The organism is Candidatus Merdisoma sp. JLR.KK006 (assembly GCF_036941035.1).
GTDB lineage: Bacteria > Bacillota > Clostridia > Lachnospirales > Lachnospiraceae > Laedolimicola.
The window spans coordinates 54,507-78,337 of record NZ_JAYMNS010000011.1; the positions used below are offsets into that span (position 1 = coordinate 54,507).

The window sequence follows — 23,831 nt, forward strand, 5'->3', positions numbered from 1 at the left end:
ATGCTGGATATTCAGAAGATTTCCAAGACTTTCAATCCTGGTACTGTAAATGCGAAAACAGCAATTTCCAATCTTTCTCTTCATCTGGACGATGGGGACTTTGTCACCATCATCGGTTCCAATGGTGCCGGTAAGTCTACCATGTTTAACGCTATCGCCGGTGCTTTCTATGTGGATGAAGGTTCTATTTCTCTGGACGGAAAGGATATTACTTTTCTTCCGGAATACAAGCGCAGCCACTTCATTGGCCGTCTCTTTCAGGATCCCTTAAAAGGAACGGCGCCCAGCATGACCATCGAAGAAAATATGGCTCTGGCATATCTGCGCAACTCCAAAGGTTCCTCTCCATTCAGCCGCATTTCCAAGAAAGATAAAGCGGTATTTCGTGAACAGCTCTCTTTACTTGGCATGGGACTGGAAGATCGGATGAAGCAGCCCGTAGGCCTCCTCTCCGGCGGCCAGCGTCAGGCATTGACCCTGCTCATGGCCACTATGGTTCCCCCAAAACTTCTGCTGCTGGATGAGCACACGGCCGCCCTGGATCCTGGCACAGCCGGGAAAGTCCTCCAGCTGACCAGGGAAATCACCGCCAGAGAACACATCACCTGCCTGATGATCACACACAATATGAAGCAGGCATTGGAGCTGGGCAATCGGACACTCCTGATGGCAGACGGAAACATCGTCCTGGACATCGGTGGTGAAGAACGCTCCCACTTGTCTGTAGAAGATCTGCTGGCTCGTTTCAGAGCCGGAACCGGACGGGAACTGGATAACGACCGGATTTTGCTGTCTGAATAACTAATAGCTATTCGCGGGAGTATAAAATATCCCCTCCTAATTTATTATCTGCAGAAACAAAATAAGAGGCTGTTGTAGAATCCAGATAAGAAATGCTCCTTATTCTACAACAGTCTCTTATTTAATTCTGTCACCATTTCCAATCAATTACTGTCTCTTATACTCCCGTCCCAGATAATAATTTACCTTAAAAAACACCAGAACCAGCCAGTAACACAGGCTGTAATGCCCCTTCTTCATAAGCCGCAGATACAGCCGGATAGACAGAGACAAACGATCCATGGTATGCCGCTCCAGTGCTTCACGAACCTGGGTATCCTCACAGATTCGCTTCACATTGGCCGTCACCCTCTTTCTTCCGGCCTTATAGTTCCGATAAATCTCATTCTTAACCGTCAGCACCGTCATGCTCAGAAAATCGTTGCGGATCTGATCTGAAAAATCATAGACTCCCTTCTCCCTGCTGATAAACTGAAGCCGGGAAGCCAGAAGTTTCACCTTTTCCATATAATCACAGTCATATTTTCCTGTAATGGACTTATTATTGATCCAATAATGGTAGGGATAGAAATCCCGTACCACACAGAGCTTCCTGGTATCCAGAAGCACAGGAAAAGTAATCTGCATATCCTCCCCCAAAGCTACCCCTTCCTCACAGTACTTCATGTTCTTCCGGATCAATTCCGTACGGAAAAGTTTCGTCACTCTGGCCGGTTGCAATGTCCTTCCAAAGAAACGACCGTCATTGATGAGAGAAGGAAACAGCGCCTCCAATTCCTCCCGGCTGTAAACCTCTTTTCCAAAGTTCGAGATCTCCTCCCGTCTTGGAATCTTTGGATCCTCGAAATCAAACACCAGACCGCAGACCGTCACATCAGCACTCTCCTGAAGGGCCAGACAAAGCATCCGCTCATACATATGGGAATCGATCCAGTCATCGCTGTCCACAAAACCCACATATTCCCCGGAAGCCAGGTTCACTCCACATTTCCAGGCAGAGGTCAGTCCGCCGTTGGTCTTATGATGCACCCGAATCTGTTCATATTTCTCCCCATATTCATCACAGATCTTCCCGGAACCATCTGTAGAACCATCATCCACCAGAATAATCTCCAGATTCTCCACCGTCTGATCCAGAATACTGTCCACACAGCGGTTGAGATAAGCCTCCACATTGTAGACAGGAACCACCACGCTAATTTTCGGATTATTGTTTTCCATTCTCATCCTTCACCCGATCCAGCAATCTTCGATACACCCCGGGACACGTAAGAAACATCCGGTATCCAATCTCCGTCCGCAGAGAAAAATGTCCGTAGGACTTCACTCTTTTTAACCCTCTGCGAATCAAATCCTGAATCCACTTCTGCTCCTTCTCACTTCCCGGCAGCTTATCCTTCATTCCAAAGTAAATGTCAATACTTCCATCTGCCAGTGCCTTAAGGGCCGGAACCATCAGCTCCTTATAGCCATTTTCTTCAAAAAAATCAACTCGTTCCGCTCCCGCCTTCACCCAGTCCAGCCGCCTGGGATTAAAGCCTCTGGTAATACTGGAAGGCGCCACAAAATAGCCGTAAAGAGACTTGTCCACATAGGCTGCCTGCCTCACCTGATGATAAATCCGATAGGTGGTGGCCTCATCCTCATGAATCCGCCCAAGGGGATAGCGGATAGTGTCAAAAAGCTCCCTTTTATACAGCTTGTTCCAGGCTACAACAAAATACGCACCATCTGGGATATAAAGATTCGCCAGCATCTCTCTCCCGGTAAAAATATGAGTTTTGCCCTTCCCCTTTTCCGGAATAGCCCCGCCCTTTACATACTCCCACCGACAGACACTCATATCACTGCCAGTCTCCACACAGGCCGCATACAAACGCTCTAAAAATTCCGGTGAGAGATAGTCATCTGAATCCACGAATGACAGATATTCCCCTTTTGCCTGTTCTATCCCCGCATTTCTGGCTCCGGATAAGCCTGCATTCTTCTGGTGAATCACGCTTACTCTGGAATCCTGGCCGGCATACTCATCACAGATTGCCGGGCAGCTGTCATCCGAACCATCATCTACCAGAATAATCTCCATGTTTTCATAAGTCTGAGCCAGTACAGAGTCCACACAGCGGCGCAGATATGCTTCTACCCGAAAAACCGGTATAATCACTGTTATCAAATCTCCCATGTGAATCAGGCTCCTCACTTTCTGTCAGAACTTTGCTTATATCTTTCTGCATATAAAAGCCTAACCAGACATGCCCGCAGCACGCTTAAGCTATACACAGAATGCTTCCAGCCGTGCTGCATAAAGGCATAGATTATCCGATAATCCAATGCCGGAAGCGCCGCATTCCTTCCTGCCTTTTTGAGCACTGGATCTTTACAGTAGGCTTCAATAGCCATCAGCTTTTCTTTTCTGCTTCGGCTGTAATCAAAGGGCAGGCTTTCCACATCATCCAGCACCTCCTGAAGCAGCCGGGCATTGATAATTCCACTCTCATCCTCATGGCCTGCGAGCTCCTGATAAAACCTGGAGGTTTCCTGCCAAATCCGTTTTGCCAACTCCAGCTTATCATCTCGTTTTTTGCTGGAAAGAGTATTTCCTGTATCATTCTGTATATAATGGTGCAGAGCTCTTTGCACAATGGCAACGCCCCCTGATGTTCTGCGCAGATAATCCAGGTTAAAGAGTAAGTCCTCCCCTAAGCTTAAGCCTTCATCAAACCTTCCAGCTAATTTTCTCCGAAATAATTTATTCCAGGGCATGTTCAGATACCCCTGGCCGTACAGCATAAGAAAGCTTTCTGCTCCGACCCACTTCCGGATCTTGGGTACCTTTTCCACATCCCGGCCCATATAATGATGATGATATCCACAGATGGCCAAATCTGCTTTCCCCATATGGCGCAAAAGTTCTTCTACCATTTGGGGCTCCACATAATCATCACTGTCCACAAACAGCAGAAACTCTCCGTGTGCCTCTTTAATTCCTGCATTTCTGGCTGAAGAAACCCCTCCATTTTCTTTATGAACCACATGTACCTTTGGATCTTTTTCTGCCAGTTCATCGCATAGCCTGGGGCAGTTATCAGGGGAGCCGTCATCTACTAAAATAATTTCAATATCTGGCTCCGTCTGTTTTTGTAAGGATGCTATGCAGGAATGCAATGTTTTTTCGCTTTTATATACGGGAACAACGATGCTTACCATAATTTGGATCCTTTTTTATTGTTTGAAGGGTGACGGCTGTTGTAAAGTAGTCCTTTTTAATGTGGGAGCTTTTTCTTGACCATATCTAATACCATTTTACGCTCGTTCCTGCGCAGTACAATCAAGAAGTTTACTGCTAATGCCAGCATTCCGGCTGCAATTCCTACCCCGAATAGTTTAAACCATCCGTCTATTTTTATGAATAATTGGAAGGGGAAAGCTGTTAAACAGATTGCTCCAATTGATATGAGTCCCAATATAATATCTCCATAAAAGGTATACCATTTCACCTTTAAGCATCGAGCCGCATAAATGGGCGTAAATACCAGATTACGCAGAATGCCGAACACTGTACTGGTTCCCACTATAGCATATACCCCTAAGCTGGTAGTTTCTAAAAGAACAAATACGGTTGTTGTGGTCAAAATTCCGCACGAAAGTATGACAACGGAATTTAACTTTACCCGTTTTGTAATTAAAAATACATGGTACAAAACCTGAATGCTGGCACTGACGCACATAGTGCCGATATTTAATAGGGCTAAGACATATAGTTGATCCGGATTCTGTGTTTTTCCAATCCACAATGTAAAAAAGGCTTTTCCAAATATGATAAGAAAGGCAATTGGAATACTGATAAGGAAGATCATGATTCGATCTGCGCTCCCTATGATCTCCAAAAGCTGCTTTTTATCTTCTTTCGCATATGCTATTGTCATCTGAGGATTGAAAACCCCTGCTATTGTCCCCATCAGGTTCACAATCACTGTGGGAACCTGAGATGAGATAGACACGGTAGTCATGGCCGCTGCATTGATCATGATATTTGCAATGGAAGTATCCAGTCCACTTAGCAGCAATTGTCCCAGACGGGTTACAGAATTCCATGCTCCCAGAGATACCAGCTCCTTAACCTTGGCCCAACGGAAATACTTCCGTTTCACTTTCATATCCGGCAGAAGGCGTCTGGTAAAAATCAAATTGGCCGCTGCCTGAATCAAAGTAGATGCCACAGAAGCACAGCCTACATACCACAGATAGGGGCGGAAGAAAAGATATGAGACAAATAGGACTGTCAATCGGGCCACTTCTCCCAAAATAGCAGCAATCGAACTTAGCTCCAGCCGATCCTGACTGTAGGGAGCCACTCCGAATACTGAGGTTGTAATGCTAATGAGAAAGTTTACAAATATGAAGAAGAACAGCATCTGGATATCCGGAAGGCTGGCCTCAGAAGGTATCTGGAAGATATGTCCAAGATATACCACTACAAACATAGCCGGCACCATAAAGACCACTGCCATTAATACATTTGCAAAGAATACGGATGAAAAATACTGATTGGCCTCCTCTTTATCATCCCGATGTATCTGTATGGTAATAAAACGACTTGCCATGGTATTTAATGCAGACACAACAATCTGGGCCGCCTGTACAAATTTGTTGGCAATGTCTGTAAAGCCATAGGAGTTGGGAATCATACTGTCAATAATAGGTACCAAAATGAAGCCCAGCAGCATATTTACTGCAAAGGCCAACAGTTGGGCAGTCATATTGATCGCTACACGTTTTTTATCCATGTTCACTCCTACAATATCAGTACTGCTTTGATAAGATACATCACTGTCAATAACTGCCCTATAAAGCCCGCATACATCAGTCCCCTGTCAATAGGCTTTTCGTACATCAGACAACTGTTGCGGCCAGCGAGGGACAAGGCCAGCATAAAAGGAATAAAATAGCGTCCCTGCACACCCTCAATGGAAATATAATCCTTTGGCGTCCAAGTCAGCAGCATACCAGCCAGAATGATCCCGGTACATGCCAGACAGACGAATGCAATCCACCATTTATGCCAGCTCTTTACATAGAAAGGTTCTTCTCTTGTCTTTATAATCGAAAGGATCAAAAGCAATAAAAAGAGCATGGGAATGACTTGGGAGATCTCTATCTCCACCCACCCCATCTTTTGACCTGCCAATGATTCCAGATAAAAAGCCGTCTTATCACTGACTGTATTGGCCAATATCCGTACCAGCTCCAAAGGCTGCTGTAAAAAATAACCAATGGTATAACCTGCCGTGGTAGAAGAGCCTACAGTTGCAGTGGCTTCTGTGGTAGTGGCAATGTAGTTGACTGCCACTGTATTTTTATTCAGGAAGCTTAACACAGGAAGAATGAAAAGCCCTGCCATACAAATTCCCTGTATCCGTCTGCCGCCGAACTTTTTTGCAGGAATCAGAAGAGCCAACAGACACATCGGCAGATAAATTCCGCTTTTTCCATAGATAAACACAATTCCCAGAATACCCATAACCAGAATATCCTTCGGTTTCACTGGCTCATCATTATAAGCCAAAGCAATACAATAACAGCTATACAGCAAAATTGTGCCAGTAATCACTGCATCATAAGAAAAAGACGTGCACTGCTGCAAGTTCATAGGCAAGATCGCAAGTAAAAACAGTGTCATTTTTCCGAAGGGCAGCTTCTTCATCCCCAAATAAACCATGCAGGCAAAAAACAGCAGACTGCACCATCTGGCTATTAACAGCATGGGCACGGTTCCCAGATGCAATAGACGGGCAAGAGTCATACCAAGTACTGCAGGCAGATAGAGAATCATCGGCGCTTCTGTATTAGCCGTAGCATCTGCTTCTACCAATTGCCCATCCTGTACAAGCGAAAACAGTCCGTCATAGATATTCTTATAATTCGTCAGACTGGGCTCAGAGGTAAATTCCATCTCTGCATCATCTGCTCTTTTCAGGCATCTGCTTTCTCCGATTTGATCAATTCCAAGAAGCGTATTGGAATGCCGATAGGACATATCAATATGATACTTTTCATCCGGTGTCATATAAGGAGTTAAAATAAAGTTATAAATGACACCCAGGCACAATATAGTAAAGAGAAAAACCTTCTCCACTCTGCATCTTCGGATAAATGCCAGGTAATAAAAGCCTGCACTCATTGCTTCGAAAAACAGGAACATAACAAAGAAATACTTTTTCAAAAAGATATTAAAGTAAGTATGAGCATTCATGCTCAAACGACTTGCACTCTCTTCTCCATTGATATACAGAGCATTTTCCTCATAATATCCCTCCGGCGTAACAATCACAGAAAGTCCGCTTCCCAGCAGTTCCTCAGAAAATTCCAGACGCACCTCATAAGTATGTCCCTGAATATTGCTCTGGGTATGCTGAAAAATCAAGCCCATATACTGTCCATCAAGCAGAGAATCCGCTCCTATTACCGTCTCGCAGAGCAATTCTCCCTCTGTAATATCTCTCACCTGTGCCTGAATACTTCCTTCCGGAACAAAGTCCTCTGACAGATCCATCCGAATGCCTAAGCCAACCAAAGTATCCTCTTCTGTGGTATAATACTGCACCAATTCCCTTGTTTGCTGTGTCACTGGTAAAAGCATGTTATTATCGCGCATGACAACAACTCTATGGGTACTGTTCATAGCCTTCCTGACTTGTCCATCGTACACATAAAAGAAAATAAGCGCCACAAGGAATAAGAGAAATCCCATTCCAATCCACAAACGATATTTCTGACAAAAACCCTTGATTCTCTCTCCAAGGATTCCTGCCATTCTCTTTGGCTTTTCCTGCACCCGGGCTTCGTTTCCCTTTCCTGACAGCAGAAAGAACATGCCTCCCAGAATCAGAAGCATCAAAGTGGTCAAAAACGGATTTTTAACATAGTGAACCTGTATCCGATATATAGCATTATAGATAAGATTGTTTTCCAGAGCCTGGCCATTCTCATAAGAATTGCCCTGAGTCCTGCTCTCCGTATTTAACCAGATGGATGGACCTTCCTTCAGTCCCCGGCCTGTGATCACGATATCCAGAGTCTTTCCCTTTGGCTCCTTCTCAAAAGATACCCCCAAAAAGGCTTCTACCTTCAGATCTGCCATGCAATGGGTCTGACTGGCCAGCAGTTCCCCTGTCCGACTGTCATAAGCCTCAATCTGAATTTCTCCTTGGGTAAATACATATCCATTATCTGTAAAATAAAAAGAAATCTGATTCAGCGCCTGCTCGTCCGCATCATACTCAAATTTCAATTCTGTATCATTTGTAATCTCTTGTGTTTTTAATTTTAAAGAAGGCTTCCCAATTCCTGCAAGCCCTCTGGGATCCAGTCTGTCATGAGGCAGAAAAACAGACACAGCGAAATAGAGCATGCAGAGAACTACATACCCTATTGCCCATTTTTTTCTATTCACCAAGGCCGCTCTCCACAGCTTCTACCATGGCTGCCAAAGCCGCTGTCTCGTCCACACCCTCACAGATGATCTCTATCTCATCTCCAGACTTAACGCAGGCTCCCAGTACGCTCAACACACTCTTTGCATTTGCCGTCGTATTCTCAAATGTAAAGGTGATCAGCGCCTTAAACTGCATTGCCGTTTTACAGAGAATCCCTGCCGGCCTTAAGTGCAGTCCCGTAGGATTTTGAATAACTACCTTCTGACTTACCATATGAAAACCTCCCATTTTTGATTTGTCTTTCATCAATTACCAAAATTATCTGTTGCTTCCGGTGGAAGTGCGCTTAACCAGCCTGAATTCCACCTGTGTCTCCTGCATCAAACTGTACACATCTGGAACCTCCACATCAAGAGCCTTGGTATAGGTTCCAGCTCTGGAATATCCCTCCAAATTCATGCTTACAGAAACTTCATTTTCATCCAATTCTGTCAGCTCTGCACTGGTGCCCATTACAATAATTTCTACTTCTTTAAGTTTATCAAAATCTACTTCCAGTCCCCGGGGCACATTCTCAAGTTCAATATCTTCTACCGGAATCCGCACTGTCTTGCCCTGCTTTTTCTCCAGTGTTATCTCCACAGCTACAGAAGCGTCCTTCTCATCCGCCAGACGAATATTCTCCGGCAGATATTTTGTTACATCCACATTTATCTGGGTATCTTCTGTGATTCCGTCTATGTTCACCGCCTCGCCCGGTATGGTAATCTCTCTTAAGTCTGCAATATCCTCCGTGGTTCCGGCAATCTCCAAGGTTTCCGGCTTGAAGGTAAGCTCCTTAAAGCTATAGCCCTGCTCTGGTGTTCCTGTATAATCCACTCGAATACGAACAATCTTTTTCTTATACATGGTCACATGAACATTCATGCCTGTAGTCTTTCCGTTATATTCCAGATAAGTGGTATCAATTGGATTGTTGGCATTATCATATATTTTAATCTCGCAGTTCTTTATCTGATCGGTAGTAAAGCCTGTCTTGTTCAGATCCACCTCTACCCTGCGAATCTCTTCAATCACAGAGGCAGGTCCGCTAATCTGAATCAGGCTTTGTTCCGGCACAGCTGTTCCGACCATATAGCCCTCACCCTCCTGGCCAGTCTCATTCACCACCACATTAAACTGCTCGCTGGAGGCATCCTCAATGCGGATGACTACATTTTCCCTGCTCTTGGTAATATTTAAAATATCAGAAGTCCTCACCTTTCGGCTATTACAAGTCACTTCAATACCTACAAGATTGTCAAGCTTAATATTCTTCTCCATATCGGCTGTAGCTGTAAAGTCCTCTGCCGAAAGCTTTTCCACTACTGAGCGTTTAGCCTGAACGCGAATACTGATAATATCGCTGTTGTCTTCAATACGATAAACCTTATCCTTGTGTGTCACCGTATCCTCATTCAGCATGGTAACACGGATACCTGAAAAATCCTGGTATATCACCGGATCATCAATGCTCACAATAATCAGCCAGAGCATCACTGCCGCAATTATAGAAAGGAGCTTCAGACCCAGGTTATTTGTCAGCATTTTTCTCACGCTTCTTCACCCGTCCTTTCCATAACTTAAATCTGCCTGTATCCTGAGACTTATTTTGTGCCTCAATCAGCTGCTCTCTTAGCTCATCCTCTTTTACATCCCGCATCAGTTTGCCATCGGATGCAACAGATACCTTTCCTGTCTCTTCTGACACAACAATCGTGATAGAATCTGTAACTTCACTGACACCTACTGCCGCCCGATGCCTTGTACCCAATTCCTTACTGAGAAACATATTATCCGAAAGAGGAAGATAGCAGGTTGCAGAAACTACTCTGTCTCCCCTTACAATAATTGCTCCGTCATGGAGCGGCGTATTGTGCTCAAAAATATTAATCAAAAGCTGACTGCTCAGAAGAGAATCCAAAGTAATTCCTGTTCTCTCATACTCATGAAGAGGCGTATTTTTCTCAATTACAATCAAGGCGCCTGTCTTCACCTTGGCCATTTCGTAGACAGCTTTAATCAGTTCATTCACAGTCTTATCACTGAATCTGGCGCTTTCTTCCTTAGAATTGTCCAAGCTGAACACGGAATTTAGGATATTCTGCTGCCCCAGCTGCTCCAGAGCTCTTCTAAGCTCCGGCTGAAATACGATAATCAATGCAGTTATACCTAAACTGAACACATTCTGAGCCAGCCAAAGAATTGTATTTAACTGAAATGCCCATGCTAAAAAGATAAAAATCAAGAGCACTGAAAATCCCTTCAGCAAAGCCCAAGCCCTTGTTCTTTTTATCCAAACCATAACCTGATAAAGCAGAAACGCCAGGATAATTACTTCTACCACATCAGTTTTTCGAATCTGCAAGGAGTCCAATGTTTTCATGTACTTGCCAATCAGATCCGTTATGGAATTCTGCATTCTGCTGCCCCCTTGTCCTTTCTTGTTATGGAACCTTTCCTAATCTATCTGCGTATCCGTTCTCTGGGTTCTGTGTGCAAACGCTCTCTTGTCTCTGTACGATTATGCTCAGCTGGCCTTTTTGCAGGAGCCGGCTTCTTTTTTACCGTACTTTGTTTCTTCTGGGGACTTATTTTTTTCACTCTTTTCTCCGGAACGGCAATGGTCAGCTTGGGAACTGCTTTTACATAGTAATAATACTCATCATCCTCAAACTGCACATATTCCGTTCGGGAATAGTCCATACTAAACACCGCAAGCTGAAGTAAAATGGCTAACCCGGCAGATACAATGCTCCCAACCAGCACCGGCACTAATTTCAAAGAAACGCCCATAACCATACTTCCAAGCAGCAAAACCACAAAATCCGCTACTGCCCCTGTTCCGATGGCAATTGTCCATGCATAATCAATAGACATGCGTCGAACAACATATACAATCAGAAGCGTCAATGCAAAAGCCACAGCCATTAACATCATCTCTCTGTTTCGGACAACATTGTCGATAAGATATGTGATCTTCTGCTGCATGGACTCACTTTCCGTCCCGCTAAGCATAGTTGTGTTCAGCTTCATATAATGCAGTAAGTAATACACAACCGTTCCGCAAGCCACTGGTATAGCTGCCGCAGGCGCTCCCACCAGTCCCATGGCAAGGGGTACCACATACGGCACCTTCAGCATAAAAGCCAGAGGCATCACAATCAAAAGATACCCATATTGGGGCGCTGTCCGAAAGAACAGTAAAACCATAAGCAGAATTATGACAAATGCAATTCCAAAAAACTCCAGTGACAAAGCATATGCATGGGCCAGAATCAATATTCCGCCAAATACTGCAATCAGATTCACTGGTAAAAATGAACACATCAAAGCAAGAATCAGGGAAATAGACGGATTCTTCGCCCGCTCCATAAATCCTACATTTCCATTAATCAGCAGAAATGCTATCAGCGCCAGCAAGAACTTCAGCAAAGGAATGATGTAAACATCATATTTTCCCATAAATATTTTGATCTTTTCTCTCAGTTCCAGTAAGGTTGTCATTTTTCTTTTGCTCCTCCTACAAAATCGCTGCTGCCTTTGGACTCCACCTGATAAATGTGGGAAATCTGCTTAAGAATCTGCTGATAGGCAGCAAGCCGCCTGCGATTTTTCTGATAGCGTATATGATATATCACATAATGAATCAATTGATAAACAGCCAAAAGTCCCAAATAAAGAAACACAAACTGTTTTCCCATAGCCGGCAGATCCATGGTGTTGATATTCTCCATCAGTTCTTCCATATGATAGAAAGCCCAGGCAGCTAAGCAAATGGCAAATACTATCGTATATGAGATCCAGGATGCAATCAGGTTGATGCTGATATAGTCTCCCCGAAAATACTTATTCATGGCCAAAGCCTTTTTTCCCTCACCAGCTTCAAATACCGCCGCTTTTGTCATAAGCCTGATTTTCTCTTCGTTTAGCATAAGTCACCTCTTTAACTTACTCCTCAGTGCAACTCTTTTCCGCTTATTGATTATCTGTATAGTATACCACATTTAATAACCTCTTCCAATAGATATACTTAAAAAATAAACTTTTTCCGCACCACTCTCCAAAAGGACGGCAGCGGCGGCATCAATAGTACTTCCTGTTGTATAAATATCGTCAATTAATAGAATTTTCTTAAATTTCACATGGTAATCAACTGCGTAAAAAGCATTTTTCAGATTATTTCTGCGTTCCTGATCATTTAGCTCTTTTTGGGGACTTGTCTTTTTTGTCCGCAGCAAACTCTTTACGGACACGGGAATTCCAAGCTCCCTGCCAAGCTTTCTTGCAATCAGTTCAGCCTGATTAAAGCCCCGTTTTCTTCTGCGGCTTTTATGAAGGGGAATCGGAATCAGCAAATCCACGTCCCAGGAACGTACTGCCATGCCACAGGTATCCAAAAGCTCCTGTACATAAAAGTCTCCATACTCTCTACGGTTTTTATACTTAAAGCGGCTGATTGATTCCCTCATAACCGAATCGTATTCCAATGCCGCCCTTCCTCTGGTGTAGAGATGCTTTTTTCGCCCACAGTCCGGACAATATTCTGCTTCCACAGCGCTTAAGGGTTTTCCGCACCTTTTGCAGAGAGGCTCTGTCAATGGGTGCAGCCTCAGCCGGCAGGGCTCGCAAATCAATTTTCCCCCTCCTACAATGTCGTCACACACCGGACATCTACGGGGATAGATAAGATTTAATAATCTCCGAAAGACCTGTATACCGTTTTTGCTCCGTCTCATTCTCCACCATCATCTGAAATACCTCTGCGCTTCCTACCAGGGTTACGCAGGAGCGTGCTCTTGTTACTGCTGTATACAGAAGGTTTCTGTTCATCAAAGGCCTTGGACCTGTCAGCAGAGGAATCACTACAGCCGGATACTCACTCCCCTGAGATTTATGTACAGTTATGGCATAGGCCAGTTCCAGCTCATCCAACTGCTTAAAAGGATAGGATACCATACGCCCCTCATCAAACTCCACCGTCAGTTCTTCCGCAAAAGTATTAATGGAACGGATAATTCCCATATCACCATTGAACACGCCCAGTCCACGATCCGCTGCGATGCCGAATCGGTTGCGAACCTCCCATTCCAACTGGTAATTATTTCGGATCTGCATCACCTTATCACCAACCCGAAAAAGGCCTTTTCCATGTTCTTTTTCTTCCTTATTCTGAGAAGCCGGATTTAGATAACGCTGGAGCACCTGATTTAGATTTTCCACACCCAGAGCCCCTTTGCGCATGGGTGTCAGTACCTGGATATCTGAGATCTGTGCATGAACATATTTGGGCATTTTTTCCTGAACCAGTGCCAACACCACACGCAAAATCACATTAGGATCCTGACGCTTGAGGAAGAAAAAATCTCTGCTCTTGTTATCCAAAGTCACTTGCTCTCCCCTGTTTATTTTATGAGCATTCACTATAATGTCGCTCTGGGCCGCCTGACGGAAGATCCGGGTCAGACGCACTACCGGAAATGCTTTGGAGCGGATAATATCCTGTAAAACGCTGCCCGGGCCTACACTGGGAAGCTGGTTTACATCTCCCACTAAAATCAATCTGGTTCCGGGAATCACAGCTTTCAGCAATGCCTGCATTAAGTGGAGATCTACCATGGACATCTCATCAATGATAATAACATCAGCCTCCAGAGGATTCTCCTCATTCCTTGCAAACATAGCCCGACCTGCAGAATTCTCCGGACCTCCGGAAAGCTCCAGCATTCGATGAATAGTCTGCGCTTCACAGCCGGTAGCCTCTGTCATCCGTTTGGCTGCACGTCCGGTGGGCGCTGCCAGAAAGATATCCAGTCCTTCCAGTTCAAAATATTTAATCATCGCATTGATAGTGGTCGTTTTTCCCGTTCCGGGGCCTCCTGTGAGGATCAGCAGGCCGTTTTGCACGGCTGCTGCTACTGCCTCCCTTTGATGCTCGTCCAAAGCGATAGATGCCTGTTCTTCCACCTTGCTTAATCTTGTCTGAATCTCACTCCCCATTACTTCCAAAGAAAGCTTCAGCTGATGCAGCATAGCGGCCACAGCAAGCTCACTGTGATAGTAAGATGAAGCATAGATAAAGGGCCGGCATTCTCCATTCGCTCCTGGAAGCTGCTTTTGCACCAGGCGGCGATCAATGCTCAGATCCATCAAGTGCTTTTCCACTGCTTCTATAGAAACACCGCCCAAAAGCTCCACTGTTCTGGAAAGCAACAGGGAACGCGGAAGACAGGTATGGCCTTCTGCTGCTCCTTGAAGCAGTATGTAGAGAATTCCGCTTCGTATTCGAAAATCCGAATCTTCCCGTATACCTACCAGTTTTGCAATCTCATCTGCGGTTCGAAATCCGATGCCCTCCATCTCATCCGCCAGACGATACGGATTCTCTTTTATCATGCGATAAATTTCCTGTCCATATTTCTGGTAAATCTTTACAGATAGGTTCACAGAAATTCCATATTCCTGAAGAAACATCATGGCCTGGCGAAGCTCCCGCTTTTCCTCCATCTGCTCTCCAATCTCTCTTGCCTTCTTTTCACTGATTCCTTTGATCTCTGCAAGACGCTCCGGTTCTCTCTCCAAAATTGAGAAGGTGTCTTTCCCAAACCGGCGCACGATACGGGCCGCAAGGGCTGCCCCAATGCCTTTTATCGCACCGCTGCCCAGATATCGCTCTATGGCCATTACATCTTTGGGCGCCTTCACTTCGAAGCTTTCTGCCTGAAACTGCTCTCCATATAAGGGATGCTCTGTATAGCCGCCTGTCAGTTCCAGAAGTTCTCCCTCACTGATATAGTGAAAACTTCCCACCACTGTAATTTCCTGTCCCTCTGATACCAGATTCAGAACCGAATACCCATTTTCCTCATTTCGATAAACGATATGCTCTACATAACCTTCCAGTTTCATATAACTCCCAAAAAAAGGCAGGACGGACTGAGCCGTCATGCCCCTCTTTTCTACTCGTCTCTCTTTCCTGACATAAACTCTACAAACTTGCCGGTACCGATTGCCACACACTTCATGGAATCCTCTGCAGTCATTGTGTTGATGCCGGTTTTCTCTTCCAGAAGTTCCTCCAATCCCCGCAGCAACGCACCGCCGCCCGTAAGGACAATGCCCCGGTCAGCAATATCTGCCGCCAGCTCAGGGGGAGTCTTCTCCAATACACTGTGTACTGCCTCCACAATCTGCATGGTAGTCTCCCGAAGTGCTTCTTCCGTATCCTCAGAGGTTACTTCCACCGTCTTGGGAAGTCCTGTTACCAGATTTCGTCCCCGGACATCCATTCGATCCACTTCTGCCCGCGGAAAACAAGTCCCTACCTTAATCTTGATATCCTCTGCAGTCCGCTCACCAATAAGCAGATTATGCTTTTTACGCATATAACGGACAATGGCCTCGTCAAAGTCATCTCCGGCCACCTTAACCGACGTGCTGACTACTGTCCCCCCCAAAGAAATTACAGCAATATCGCTGGTTCCTCCGCCAATATCTACAATCATATTGCCGCAGGGCCTGGAAATATCAATTCCGGCTCCAATCGCTGCCGCAATAGGTTCTTCTATAATTAATACTTCTCTGGCTCCTGCCTGATAGGTCGCATCCTCAACCGCTTTCTTCTCCACCTCAGTAACACCACTGGGCACACAGACTGCAATTCTGGGCTTACGAAAGGTCTTCTTGCCCATAGCCTTCTGAATAAAGTACTTAAGCATCTTCTCAGTTACGGTGTAATCAGAAATAACACCCTGGCGCAGGGGACGAACCGCCACAATATTGCCGGGAGTTCTTCCCAGCATCAGGCGAGCCTCCTCGCCAATAGCACGAATCTTATTTGTATCTCTGTCAAAAGCTACTACGGAGGGCTCCTTTAACACAACGCCCTTTCCATTTATAAATACAAGCATACTCGCAGTACCCAGGTCAATTCCAATATCTGTTCCAGCCATGATTCCATATCCCCTTTCGCTCTATTCTCTCTATGTTTCATTCTTTTCCGAATTGTCTAGTGTTATTCATTTTTTCCTATTTCTGACACAATTACTGTACCATCCAGGTAAATTTGAAAGTTTAACTTCAAAGCTTTCCAGCCTGTCCCATATTTTTTCTCATAACTCAATCAATCTAATACTGCATACCTGCTGATTTTAAGCCTTACACCTGAGTTATCGCCGTTTTCCTTGGGATAAAGGCCGCTCTTGCGTAACCTATATTATATACAATAATTTCTAAAAAGAAAAGCGTTTTTTTTGGGGATATGGAAATTTAAGCAATTCTTAAGGGGATCTTTCCTCATTTTGTCCGGAAACAGGCTGAAACCACGCCGAATAGCCCTGTTAATGGCTTTAATCTCTCAGTTCCCTCAGCCATTTAACTACTTCATAAAGCCTTTCTTTTCGTTCTTCTGTGCAATCAGGCAGCTCTTTCTCCAAATCAACGTCTTCCATATCATAGCGTTTTCCGGTCAGAAGCTGCTCAATAAGTCCGGGAAGCTCCACATCCAGCATATCGGAGAAAACCATGATTTCACTAATATGCATGGCATTCAGCTTCAAATACACTTCCAGCTCTCCCCAATCAAAGCGCCTGCTGTAGCTGGTCTCACACTCCGGGGACTTTCCAAACTTCCACTCCCAGGAGGAATAGAGTTCATAGGTATCTTCCACCTGGGAATTATCCAGTATTTTAGTGTTTAATTCCTCGAAGCTTCCATACACTTCCTCAAAGCTCTCTTTCAGCGCCTGGCGCATGGCATCCGTAGTAACCTCCGGATTCAGGTCCTTGAGATTGCAGACCCTGGACTGTACGGACTTAACGCCTTTTGCCTTCATCTTATCCTTAGAAGGGGTCAGATAACGTCCAAGCTGGGATACATCCACATTAACCATAATGGTTCCGTGCTGAATGCTGCACTGAGAAGTTTTCGAAAATGCATTGCCGGAAAACTTAAATCCGTCTTCTGTTATAATATCATTTCTTCCTGAGAATTGGGTCTCAACACCAAATCTCCGGCAGGCCGCCTGTATCACCTGAAGCTGTTTTTCGAGATTATAGACCTCAGGAGATGCCAGAAAGGTAAAGCAGAGGTTGCCAAGATCGTGATATACGGCTCCGCCGCCGGTGGTTCTTCTGGCAAGGCATCCCCCTTCCTCTTCCAAAAGCTGTGCCCTGCATTCCCGAATGGCATTTTGGTTTCTTCCTATTACTACTGTGCGTTCGTTCTGCCACAGGTAGAGGATCACATCTCCTTTTTTGATCTGAGTGGAAAGATATTTTTCAACGGCCAGATTGTGCCAAGGGTTCCATGTATACGTTTGAATGAAATAGTTGCTCATGATGTCAGTTCTCCTTTTGTGCATTTTTTTCATTGTAGTCCAAAATAAAAAAAGAAGCAATGGTTTTCAAGTTTTTAAAGCAAACAGAAAATCCAAAAGGATATAGCTCACCTAAAAAAGGGAGGGGCTACCTTATTTTCCCCGTCCCTTTCGTAGAACCTTTTCACAGTTCCCTTTAGCTTCTATGATATTATTTATACAAACCTTCTAAGCGCTCACCCACAGCTCCCCCCGGATGTATCAAAGCAAAGCTTTCGTTTTGAAAGCTTGTTTCCTCTATCAATGCTGCCTGAAGCGCATGGAATATCACACAAGCAGAAGTAGTGCTGGTGGTTCCCTGGCTGTTATATTTGTCAGTCTCCCGGTTAATATACTGTTTTAAAACCGCATCAGCTCCTTTTGCAAGAGGAGATTTCTCATTCTCTGTTATGGTAATTACATATACCCCCTTTTTCTTACAGATATCCAGAACAGGAAGCAGCTCCTTCGTCTTTCCGCCTCTGGATACAAACAACATCACATCGCTTTTTTTCAGATACCCGCTTCCTCCATGTACTGCTTCTGCCGGGGAGATAAAACGGGCCGGCCGTTCTATGCAACACATCAAATGCGCAAAATGACGGCAAGCAATTCCCGAATGGCCACATCCTGAAGCTCCGATTCGTTCCGCATCCTTCAGCAGTTCTACTGCCTTAACAAATTGCTCTTCATTGACCACCTCTGCTCCTTTCTTTAGGCATTCGGCTTCAATAGCAAAGGTTTTTTTTAAATATTTATTATCCATAAATCATTTCTACCCTTAAAATAATTGATAATTACAGTAACATAATCACAGCATTTGTCCTAAATCCAAATTTTTATTCCAGATTCGCATGCCTTTGGAACATGGATTGCCCCGTTTCATTTCTTTGTTCCATCAGATCCAAAACAAGGCTCTCAAACAACAGAGAAATCGAATCTTCAAAAAGCGAGCCCATGGGAAGTACCGTTTTCTTTCCCCTCTTTGCCTCGTTCTTTTGAGGTGCCTTAATAAGAACCCGAACATCTGCTAACTCTCCAAGATGAGAAATTTCATTCCCTGTGACAAGCGCTATTCTTGCGCCACTCTTTTTTGCTTTTTTCCCATGGGAGATAAGTGTCTCTGTTCCACCTGACCCACTGCAAATCAACAGCAAATCTCCTCGTTCAATGGCCGGCGTCATCGTATCCCCTACATAAAAGCAACTCATTCCCAGATGCATCAAACGCATAGCAAAAGCCCGGCAAAACAGCCCGCTTCTTCCTAAACCATCACAAAATATCCGCTCCGCTTTCTGCAGTTCCTCTTCCAATCCAAAAATCTCTTCTTTCTTTATGCCTGAAAGAGTTATTTTAAGCTCTTCCAGAATCTCCTCATGAAACATAATGGCTGGTCCCTTTCCTACAACTCTTTCCTGAGAATATCTCCCACGCCGCCACCGGTATGAATAAGATAAAATTCTTCTTTGGTATAGCCGTTCTCTTCCATGATTGCGAAAGCCATGGCGTCAAAAGCTGAGATAAATGCCAAGGTACTCGCTGAAGAGACAAGTCCCCAGCAGTCCGGTTCCCGATCGATTTTGATCTTCAATACTATATCTGCTGCCCGCCCCAGCTTCGAGCTCTCATTCTCGGTCACCCCAATGACAGTTAAGCCTTTCTTCTGAGCTGCCGGAAGATAGTTGAGAATTTCCTGAGTATTTCCGCTCTTGCTGATTAGGATCAGCACATCTCCCTCCTGCATAACTCCCATTCCGCCGTGGATGGAATCTGCCGGGGAGAGAAAGAAAGATGGGACTTCCACTACACACAGAGTATGGGCGATCCGCTTGGCCGCCTGACCAGCTGTGCCACAGCCTGCCAGAACCACTTTTTTTCCTTTCCTTTTAACAGATCCCAAAATGTCAGTAATCTTTGACATTATCTCATAATCAATCCGCTCTGCATTTCTGCTGAGCACTTCCGCCTCATCTTTCATAGCCTTTTTTAACCGTTCTTTTCGCTCCATATCTTACTCCTTTCAATCCAGTCCCCACTGTAACTTCAAAAGTCGTATCCCTGAGGGCGTTCGAAATACATTCCACATAAATGCCCGGATAGCCTCTGTGCTTTCACTGCTTTCATAGGAATTCACCAGAAAATCTGCCTCTAAAAGGATCCGGTGATCCAGTTCTTCTACATTACTATATGTATGATGATGGCCAACCAGCCAAGCAACACGATCCACAAAGGCTCTCTCATACCCAAGCCCTGTCAGCATCTCTTCCGCCAGAGGCGGCCCCTCTGCCTCTTGATGTTTCCCCACGCAATCCCCATATTTTTCCATCGACGTTTTAATTCCAATGTCATGGACAATAGCTGCTGTCTCCAAAATCTCCTGTATCCTAAGGTCAAGCCCCTCCATCTTTCCGATCTGTCGGGCAAAGCTCCAGACCTTCAGAAAATGCTGAATCCGCAGTGGATTGCCTCCGTCAAATTCCATCATTGCTTCCAGTAGCTTTGTCTGTCTCTCTTCATTCATAATCGGATCTCCATTCCAGTTCTACCTCACCCAGGCAAGACCCATGGGTACTACTGTTCTAATTTAATCGGCGCTTCGTAAAGCTTCTCCGGCATACGAATCTGCATGCATCCGCCATCCACAGCCAATGTCTCTCCTGTAATCAGAGCCGCCTTTCCATCCAAACATCCCATATTACACCTCTTTCTTTCCCTTGCTGTAAAGTGTAACCACAGCCTGCACCATAATCACTATCAGAAGCACAGAACCTACAACTACGTCTGACCATACGGCGCTCAGAATGTTCTGCATACTGAAAATATTTGAGAAAGAGGACATAATCAATGTACCGATAAAGGTTCCCGATACCTTTCCCACGCCGCCTGTCAGTTTAGCACCCCCCAGAACAACTGCCGCAATAGCGTACATCTCATATCCGGTTCCAGCCAGCGGAGAAGCAACTCCTACACGGGAAGTATAAATCATTCCGCCAACGCAGGTCAGTACACCGCATAGTATATGGGCGGTAATCATAGTTTTCGGTACGCTGACACCCATCATATTTGCTGCTTCCAGGTTGCCTCCCACAATGTACATAGACCGCCCAATAAAGCGCCGGTTCAATACAAAGGCAGCAACCAGTGTAGCAATCATAAACAGAATCAACGGCAACGGCAGAATTTTTCCAAAGGTCAGGCGTCCAAGAGCCAGAAGCGGCATGGGTACAGAATCCACCTTATACGTTTCCTGATTACAGAACATCTGTACCAGCCCTCGGACAAACATCTGTGTCGCCAGTGTTGCAATAAATGCCGGAATCGAAAGCTTCTCAACCAGAACACCATTGAGCAAACCCACAGCCGCACCTGCCAAAAGTGGTACAACAAGCGCCAGAACCATATTGTACTGCGAAAGATTCAGCATCAGGTATCCAGCCAAAGCAAATACGGACGCCACGCTTAGATCGATGGAGCCACAGAGTACCACAAATGTCATTCCGATTCCGATAAATCCCATCAGGCTGGCTGAACGGAGAAGATTACAAAGGTTTTCTGGCGATACAAAGGTTCTCTGTACACATATACCCACAATCAATACAATCAGAAGACCTACCAGAGCTATATTATTGCTGAAAAATGATTTTGTCTTATTCATGTTCTCCCTCCTTAACGTGAACGTTTCCCAATTCCATGGAAATAAAGAGCTGCCAGAACAATACCGGCTTTCAACATCAAGGTTACAGGATAAGATACATTATTCATATTACACATCATGGAAATCAGCTGAAGCACAAATGCACCACAGGTTGTTCCAACGATATTAGGATATCCACCGTCAATTGGAGTTCCGCCAATCAGTGTTGCCGCAATGGCGTCAATCTCCATATCCGTTCCAATGGTAGACGGATGTGCACTGGATACCACAACTGCCTCCAGCATTCCTGCTGCCCAGGAAAGCGCTCCTGTAACCGCATAGCAGAAAATGACGATTTTCACGGTATTAATACCGCAGTTTCTCGCTGCAACAGGATTATTTCCGTAAGCCTCTATTCTTGCTCCCAGCTTCATTTTATTTACAAGAATATAAATAACCGCAACAGCAATAACTAAAATAAAGAAATGAACCGGGATACGTCCCACAACTGGCTGTGTGAAGAAAGCCGTCAGCTTGGGCGCTGTATAGGTTACATTTGCCGCACCACTGATACCCTTAGCCATTCCACGCATGACATATCGAAGTGCCAATGTGGCTACCATAGGCAGAATCGCGAACTTTGAAACTGCTACTCCTGCCAGACAGCCAAATCCGATTACCAGAATCACAGAAATTATTATCAGAAGAGGAGATGCGTGTACAATCCCCAGCGCCGCCAGCACGGAACCAAGAGCCATAGCCGAGCCTACTGAAATATCAATACCGCCTGTGGCAATAACAAGCGACATTCCTAAAGATACGAGACATACCCTTGATACCTGTTTAAAAAAGTTATTAAATGTAATCCAGCTCAGGAAATTATTTGTGGAAATGATATTAAAAATCAGCAATACCAGAAATAAAATCAGAGCAATATTCTTTTTAAAAAACGCCAAATCCAATGTGATGCCCTTCTTTTTCGTCATTGCTTATCTCTCCTTTCCTGTTACAATGGTCTCCATAATACTCTTTTCTGAAATTTCCTGTCCAACCAGCTCACCCATAATCCGCCCATCCCGCAGTACCAGAATCCGATCGCAGTTGCGCACAAGCTCCGCCATCTCCGACGAAATAAAGAGCACGCTTATACCATTATCGGAAAACTCATGAATCAGCTTCTCAATCTCGGCCTTTGCACCTACATCAATTCCACGGGTAGGCTCATCCAGAATAATCAGCTTCGGATGAATGGCCATCCAACGGGACAGGATTACCTTCTGCTGGTTTCCGCCTGACAGATTCTTGATCAGCTGTTCTCCCCCGGTTGTCTTAATTAACAGCTTCTGAATATAATCATCCGAAAGCTGTTTTCTTTTTTTCGCATTGATAAAACCACTCTTGGAAAGCTGATTCAAAGAGCAGATGGTCAGATTGCTCTGTACTGTCACATCCGGGAAAATTCCCTCCTCACGCCGGTTCTCTGTACAGAAAGCCAGACCAGAACGGATTGCATCTTCTGGGGATTTTATTTTCACCTGACTTCCTTCCACATAGATCTCACCAGAATCAGGATGGTCACAGCCAAAGATAATTCTGGCCGTCTCTGTACGTCCTGCCCCCAGAAGGCCTGCCAGACCCAGAATCTCTCCTTTTTTGATCCGAAAGCTTACATCATTTACATAGGGCACCCTGACAAGATTTTTAACCTCCAGGACGTCCTCTTTATCACCGAAATCACGGATCGGAAGAGTACGCTCAAGCTTTACCTCTTTCTTTCCGAGCATTGTTTTCAATAATTCATATTCTGAAAGATCTTCTGTCTTCCAAGTTCCCATATAGTGTCCATCCTTAAGAACTGTGATCCTGTCACACTTTTTATAGACCTCGTCCAGACGATGGGAAATAAAAATCATAGATACGCCCTTTTCCTTCATCTTATCCATGATCCCAAACAGAATCTCCACCTCGTTGGTATCCAGAGAAGATGTAGGTTCATCCATAATTAACAGCCTGCTGTTGAAATTAACAGCACGTATAATAGAAATAATCTGCTGTTTTGCTGTGCTGTAATTGTTCAGTGGCCTTTTTACATCTATGTCAATTCCAAGCTCATCAATCAGCGCCTGGGCATCTTCATGCATCTTCTTCCAATCAATTCCTGCCTTATTATAGGGATAATGTCCCAGAAAAATATTCTCACTTACAGTCAGATAGGGAATCATATTCAGCTCCTGATAAATCGTACTGATTCCTGCCTTCTGCGCACTTAATACGGTCGTAAATTTTCTCTCTTCGCCCTGAAAGATGATTTTACCGCCATCTGCTTTGTAAAGACCTGTTAATATTTTGATGAGCGTTGACTTTCCGGCTCCATTCTCTCCCATCAGCGCATGAATTTCACCTTTTTCTACGGAAAATTCAATATTGTCAAGCGCTCTAACACCTGCAAATTCTTTTGTCAGTCCATGTACTTCCAATATATTATCGCTCATACAGCCGCTCCTCTTTATGATAAGAGACTGCTGCAGCACAGCAGTCTCTTACATTCATTTTTCCTCATCAGAG

Annotated in this window: 23 protein-coding genes; 1 reads left to right on the forward strand and 22 read right to left on the reverse strand. The window is 44.8% G+C overall.

Annotated features, from left to right (window positions below; genetic code table 11):
- Nucleotides 1–801, forward strand: a complete 801-nt coding sequence (locus VSQ61_RS10765; RefSeq protein WP_334344431.1) for an ABC transporter ATP-binding protein — start codon at nt 1–3, stop codon at nt 799–801.
- Nucleotides 802–948: 147 nt separating this feature from the next.
- Here VSQ61_RS10765 and VSQ61_RS10770 read toward each other — a convergent pair whose 3' ends face one another.
- From VSQ61_RS10770 to VSQ61_RS10875, 22 genes are all read right to left on the reverse strand, one after another.
- Nucleotides 949–2,022 (reverse strand): glycosyltransferase family 2 protein, encoded by a 1,074-nt coding sequence (locus VSQ61_RS10770; RefSeq protein ID WP_334344432.1) that lies wholly within the window; start codon nt 2,020–2,022, stop codon nt 949–951.
- A complete protein-coding gene (locus tag VSQ61_RS10775) occupies nt 2,009–2,983 on the reverse strand; it encodes a glycosyltransferase family 2 protein (protein WP_334344433.1) in 975 nt (324 codons plus the stop codon). Before VSQ61_RS10775 ends, VSQ61_RS10770 begins: the two co-directional genes overlap by 14 nt.
- 14 nt (nt 2,984–2,997) lie before the next feature.
- A complete protein-coding gene (locus VSQ61_RS10780; RefSeq protein ID WP_334344434.1) occupies nt 2,998–4,008 on the reverse strand; it encodes a glycosyltransferase in 1,011 nt (336 codons plus the stop codon).
- A gap of 56 nt (nt 4,009–4,064) precedes the next feature.
- Complete coding sequence (locus tag VSQ61_RS10785; protein ID WP_334344435.1) at nt 4,065–5,588, reverse strand: MATE family efflux transporter; 1,524 nt, start codon at nt 5,586–5,588, stop codon at nt 4,065–4,067.
- A gap of 8 nt (nt 5,589–5,596) precedes the next feature.
- Nucleotides 5,597–8,254, reverse strand: coding sequence for a DUF2142 domain-containing protein (locus tag VSQ61_RS10790; RefSeq protein WP_334344436.1), 2,658 nt, complete (start codon nt 8,252–8,254; stop codon nt 5,597–5,599).
- Entirely contained in the window at nt 8,247–8,510 is a 264-nt protein-coding gene (locus VSQ61_RS10795) for an HPr family phosphocarrier protein (RefSeq protein WP_334344437.1), read from the reverse strand. The genes VSQ61_RS10790 and VSQ61_RS10795 overlap by 8 nt, the downstream gene beginning before the upstream one ends.
- 45 nt (nt 8,511–8,555) lie before the next feature.
- Nucleotides 8,556–9,824 carry a CdaR family protein gene (locus VSQ61_RS10800; protein WP_334344438.1) on the reverse strand — a complete coding sequence of 423 codons (1,269 nt, stop codon included), beginning with the start codon at nt 9,822–9,824 and terminating at the stop codon, nt 8,556–8,558.
- Entirely contained in the window at nt 9,811–10,698 is an 888-nt protein-coding gene (gene cdaA, locus VSQ61_RS10805; protein WP_334344439.1) for a diadenylate cyclase CdaA, read from the reverse strand. The genes VSQ61_RS10800 and cdaA overlap by 14 nt, the downstream gene beginning before the upstream one ends.
- 44 nt (nt 10,699–10,742) lie before the next feature.
- Complete coding sequence (locus VSQ61_RS10810) at nt 10,743–11,783, reverse strand: hypothetical protein (protein WP_334344440.1); 1,041 nt, start codon at nt 11,781–11,783, stop codon at nt 10,743–10,745.
- Nucleotides 11,780–12,211, reverse strand: coding sequence for a hypothetical protein (locus VSQ61_RS10815; RefSeq protein WP_334344441.1), 432 nt, complete (start codon nt 12,209–12,211; stop codon nt 11,780–11,782). The genes VSQ61_RS10810 and VSQ61_RS10815 overlap by 4 nt, the downstream gene beginning before the upstream one ends.
- A gap of 72 nt (nt 12,212–12,283) precedes the next feature.
- Complete coding sequence (locus VSQ61_RS10820; protein ID WP_334344442.1) at nt 12,284–13,015, reverse strand: ComF family protein; 732 nt, start codon at nt 13,013–13,015, stop codon at nt 12,284–12,286.
- Nucleotides 12,951–15,185 (reverse strand): SF1B family DNA helicase RecD2, encoded by a 2,235-nt coding sequence (recD2, locus tag VSQ61_RS10825; RefSeq protein ID WP_334344443.1) that lies wholly within the window; start codon nt 15,183–15,185, stop codon nt 12,951–12,953. Before recD2 ends, VSQ61_RS10820 begins: the two co-directional genes overlap by 65 nt.
- Nucleotides 15,186–15,235: 50 nt before the next feature.
- The gene (gene mreB / locus VSQ61_RS10830; RefSeq protein ID WP_172544402.1) at nt 15,236–16,228 is read right to left on the reverse strand and encodes a rod shape-determining protein MreB; all 993 of its coding nucleotides are present in this window, start codon (nt 16,226–16,228) and stop codon (nt 15,236–15,238) included.
- A gap of 396 nt (nt 16,229–16,624) precedes the next feature.
- Nucleotides 16,625–17,614, reverse strand: coding sequence for a lipoate--protein ligase (lplA, locus tag VSQ61_RS10835; protein WP_334344444.1), 990 nt, complete (start codon nt 17,612–17,614; stop codon nt 16,625–16,627).
- A 190-nt stretch (nt 17,615–17,804) separates the two neighbouring features.
- On the reverse strand, nt 17,805–18,398 hold the full coding sequence (locus VSQ61_RS10840) for an SIS domain-containing protein (RefSeq protein ID WP_334344445.1): 594 nt from the start codon (nt 18,396–18,398) through the stop codon (nt 17,805–17,807).
- Between the two features lie 73 nt (nt 18,399–18,471).
- Entirely contained in the window at nt 18,472–19,017 is a 546-nt protein-coding gene (gene hxlB, locus VSQ61_RS10845) for a 6-phospho-3-hexuloisomerase (protein ID WP_334344446.1), read from the reverse strand.
- 17 nt (nt 19,018–19,034) lie between these two features.
- Nucleotides 19,035–19,640: an SIS domain-containing protein gene (locus VSQ61_RS10850; protein WP_334344447.1), complete on the reverse strand. Its 606-nt coding sequence runs from the start codon at nt 19,638–19,640 to the stop codon at nt 19,035–19,037.
- 12 nt (nt 19,641–19,652) lie between these two features.
- Nucleotides 19,653–20,153, reverse strand: a complete 501-nt coding sequence (locus VSQ61_RS10855) for an HD domain-containing protein (protein ID WP_334344448.1) — start codon at nt 20,151–20,153, stop codon at nt 19,653–19,655.
- Between the two features lie 50 nt (nt 20,154–20,203).
- On the reverse strand, nt 20,204–20,326 hold the full coding sequence (locus VSQ61_RS10860) for a hypothetical protein (protein WP_334344449.1): 123 nt from the start codon (nt 20,324–20,326) through the stop codon (nt 20,204–20,206).
- Between the two features lies 1 nt (nt 20,327).
- Entirely contained in the window at nt 20,328–21,287 is a 960-nt protein-coding gene (locus VSQ61_RS10865; RefSeq protein WP_334344450.1) for an ABC transporter permease, read from the reverse strand.
- A gap of 11 nt (nt 21,288–21,298) precedes the next feature.
- Entirely contained in the window at nt 21,299–22,252 is a 954-nt protein-coding gene (locus VSQ61_RS10870; RefSeq protein ID WP_334344451.1) for an ABC transporter permease, read from the reverse strand.
- Between the two features lie 3 nt (nt 22,253–22,255).
- Nucleotides 22,256–23,758, reverse strand: a complete 1,503-nt coding sequence (locus VSQ61_RS10875; RefSeq protein WP_334344452.1) for a sugar ABC transporter ATP-binding protein — start codon at nt 23,756–23,758, stop codon at nt 22,256–22,258.
- Between the last annotated feature and the right edge of the window lie 73 nt (nt 23,759–23,831).

Coding starts and splice junctions, on each gene's coding strand:
- VSQ61_RS10765 (WP_334344431.1), top strand. CDS start 1: ATGCTGGATATTCAGAAGATTTCCAAGACTTTCAATCCTGGTACTGTA.
- VSQ61_RS10770 (WP_334344432.1), bottom strand. CDS start 2,022: ATGGAAAACAATAATCCGAAAATTAGCGTGGTGGTTCCTGTCTACAAT.
- VSQ61_RS10775 (WP_334344433.1), bottom strand. CDS start 2,983: ATGGGAGATTTGATAACAGTGATTATACCGGTTTTTCGGGTAGAAGCA.
- VSQ61_RS10780 (WP_334344434.1), bottom strand. CDS start 4,008: ATGGTAAGCATCGTTGTTCCCGTATATAAAAGCGAAAAAACATTGCAT.
- VSQ61_RS10785 (WP_334344435.1), bottom strand. CDS start 5,588: ATGGATAAAAAACGTGTAGCGATCAATATGACTGCCCAACTGTTGGCC.
- VSQ61_RS10795 (WP_334344437.1), bottom strand. CDS start 8,510: ATGGTAAGTCAGAAGGTAGTTATTCAAAATCCTACGGGACTGCACTTA.
- VSQ61_RS10800 (WP_334344438.1), bottom strand. CDS start 9,824: ATGCTGACAAATAACCTGGGTCTGAAGCTCCTTTCTATAATTGCGGCA.
- cdaA (WP_334344439.1), bottom strand. CDS start 10,698: ATGCAGAATTCCATAACGGATCTGATTGGCAAGTACATGAAAACATTG.
- VSQ61_RS10810 (WP_334344440.1), bottom strand. CDS start 11,783: ATGACAACCTTACTGGAACTGAGAGAAAAGATCAAAATATTTATGGGA.
- VSQ61_RS10815 (WP_334344441.1), bottom strand. CDS start 12,211: ATGCTAAACGAAGAGAAAATCAGGCTTATGACAAAAGCGGCGGTATTT.
- VSQ61_RS10820 (WP_334344442.1), bottom strand. CDS start 13,015: ATGAGACGGAGCAAAAACGGTATACAGGTCTTTCGGAGATTATTAAAT.
- recD2 (WP_334344443.1), bottom strand. CDS start 15,185: ATGAAACTGGAAGGTTATGTAGAGCATATCGTTTATCGAAATGAGGAA.
- mreB (WP_172544402.1), bottom strand. CDS start 16,228: ATGGCTGGAACAGATATTGGAATTGACCTGGGTACTGCGAGTATGCTT.
- lplA (WP_334344444.1), bottom strand. CDS start 17,614: ATGAGCAACTATTTCATTCAAACGTATACATGGAACCCTTGGCACAAT.
- VSQ61_RS10840 (WP_334344445.1), bottom strand. CDS start 18,398: ATGGATAATAAATATTTAAAAAAAACCTTTGCTATTGAAGCCGAATGC.
- hxlB (WP_334344446.1), bottom strand. CDS start 19,017: ATGTTTCATGAGGAGATTCTGGAAGAGCTTAAAATAACTCTTTCAGGC.
- VSQ61_RS10850 (WP_334344447.1), bottom strand. CDS start 19,640: ATGGAGCGAAAAGAACGGTTAAAAAAGGCTATGAAAGATGAGGCGGAA.
- VSQ61_RS10855 (WP_334344448.1), bottom strand. CDS start 20,153: ATGAATGAAGAGAGACAGACAAAGCTACTGGAAGCAATGATGGAATTT.
- VSQ61_RS10860 (WP_334344449.1), bottom strand. CDS start 20,326: ATGGGATGTTTGGATGGAAAGGCGGCTCTGATTACAGGAGAGACATTG.
- VSQ61_RS10865 (WP_334344450.1), bottom strand. CDS start 21,287: ATGAATAAGACAAAATCATTTTTCAGCAATAATATAGCTCTGGTAGGT.
- VSQ61_RS10870 (WP_334344451.1), bottom strand. CDS start 22,252: ATGACGAAAAAGAAGGGCATCACATTGGATTTGGCGTTTTTTAAAAAG.
- VSQ61_RS10875 (WP_334344452.1), bottom strand. CDS start 23,758: ATGAGCGATAATATATTGGAAGTACATGGACTGACAAAAGAATTTGCA.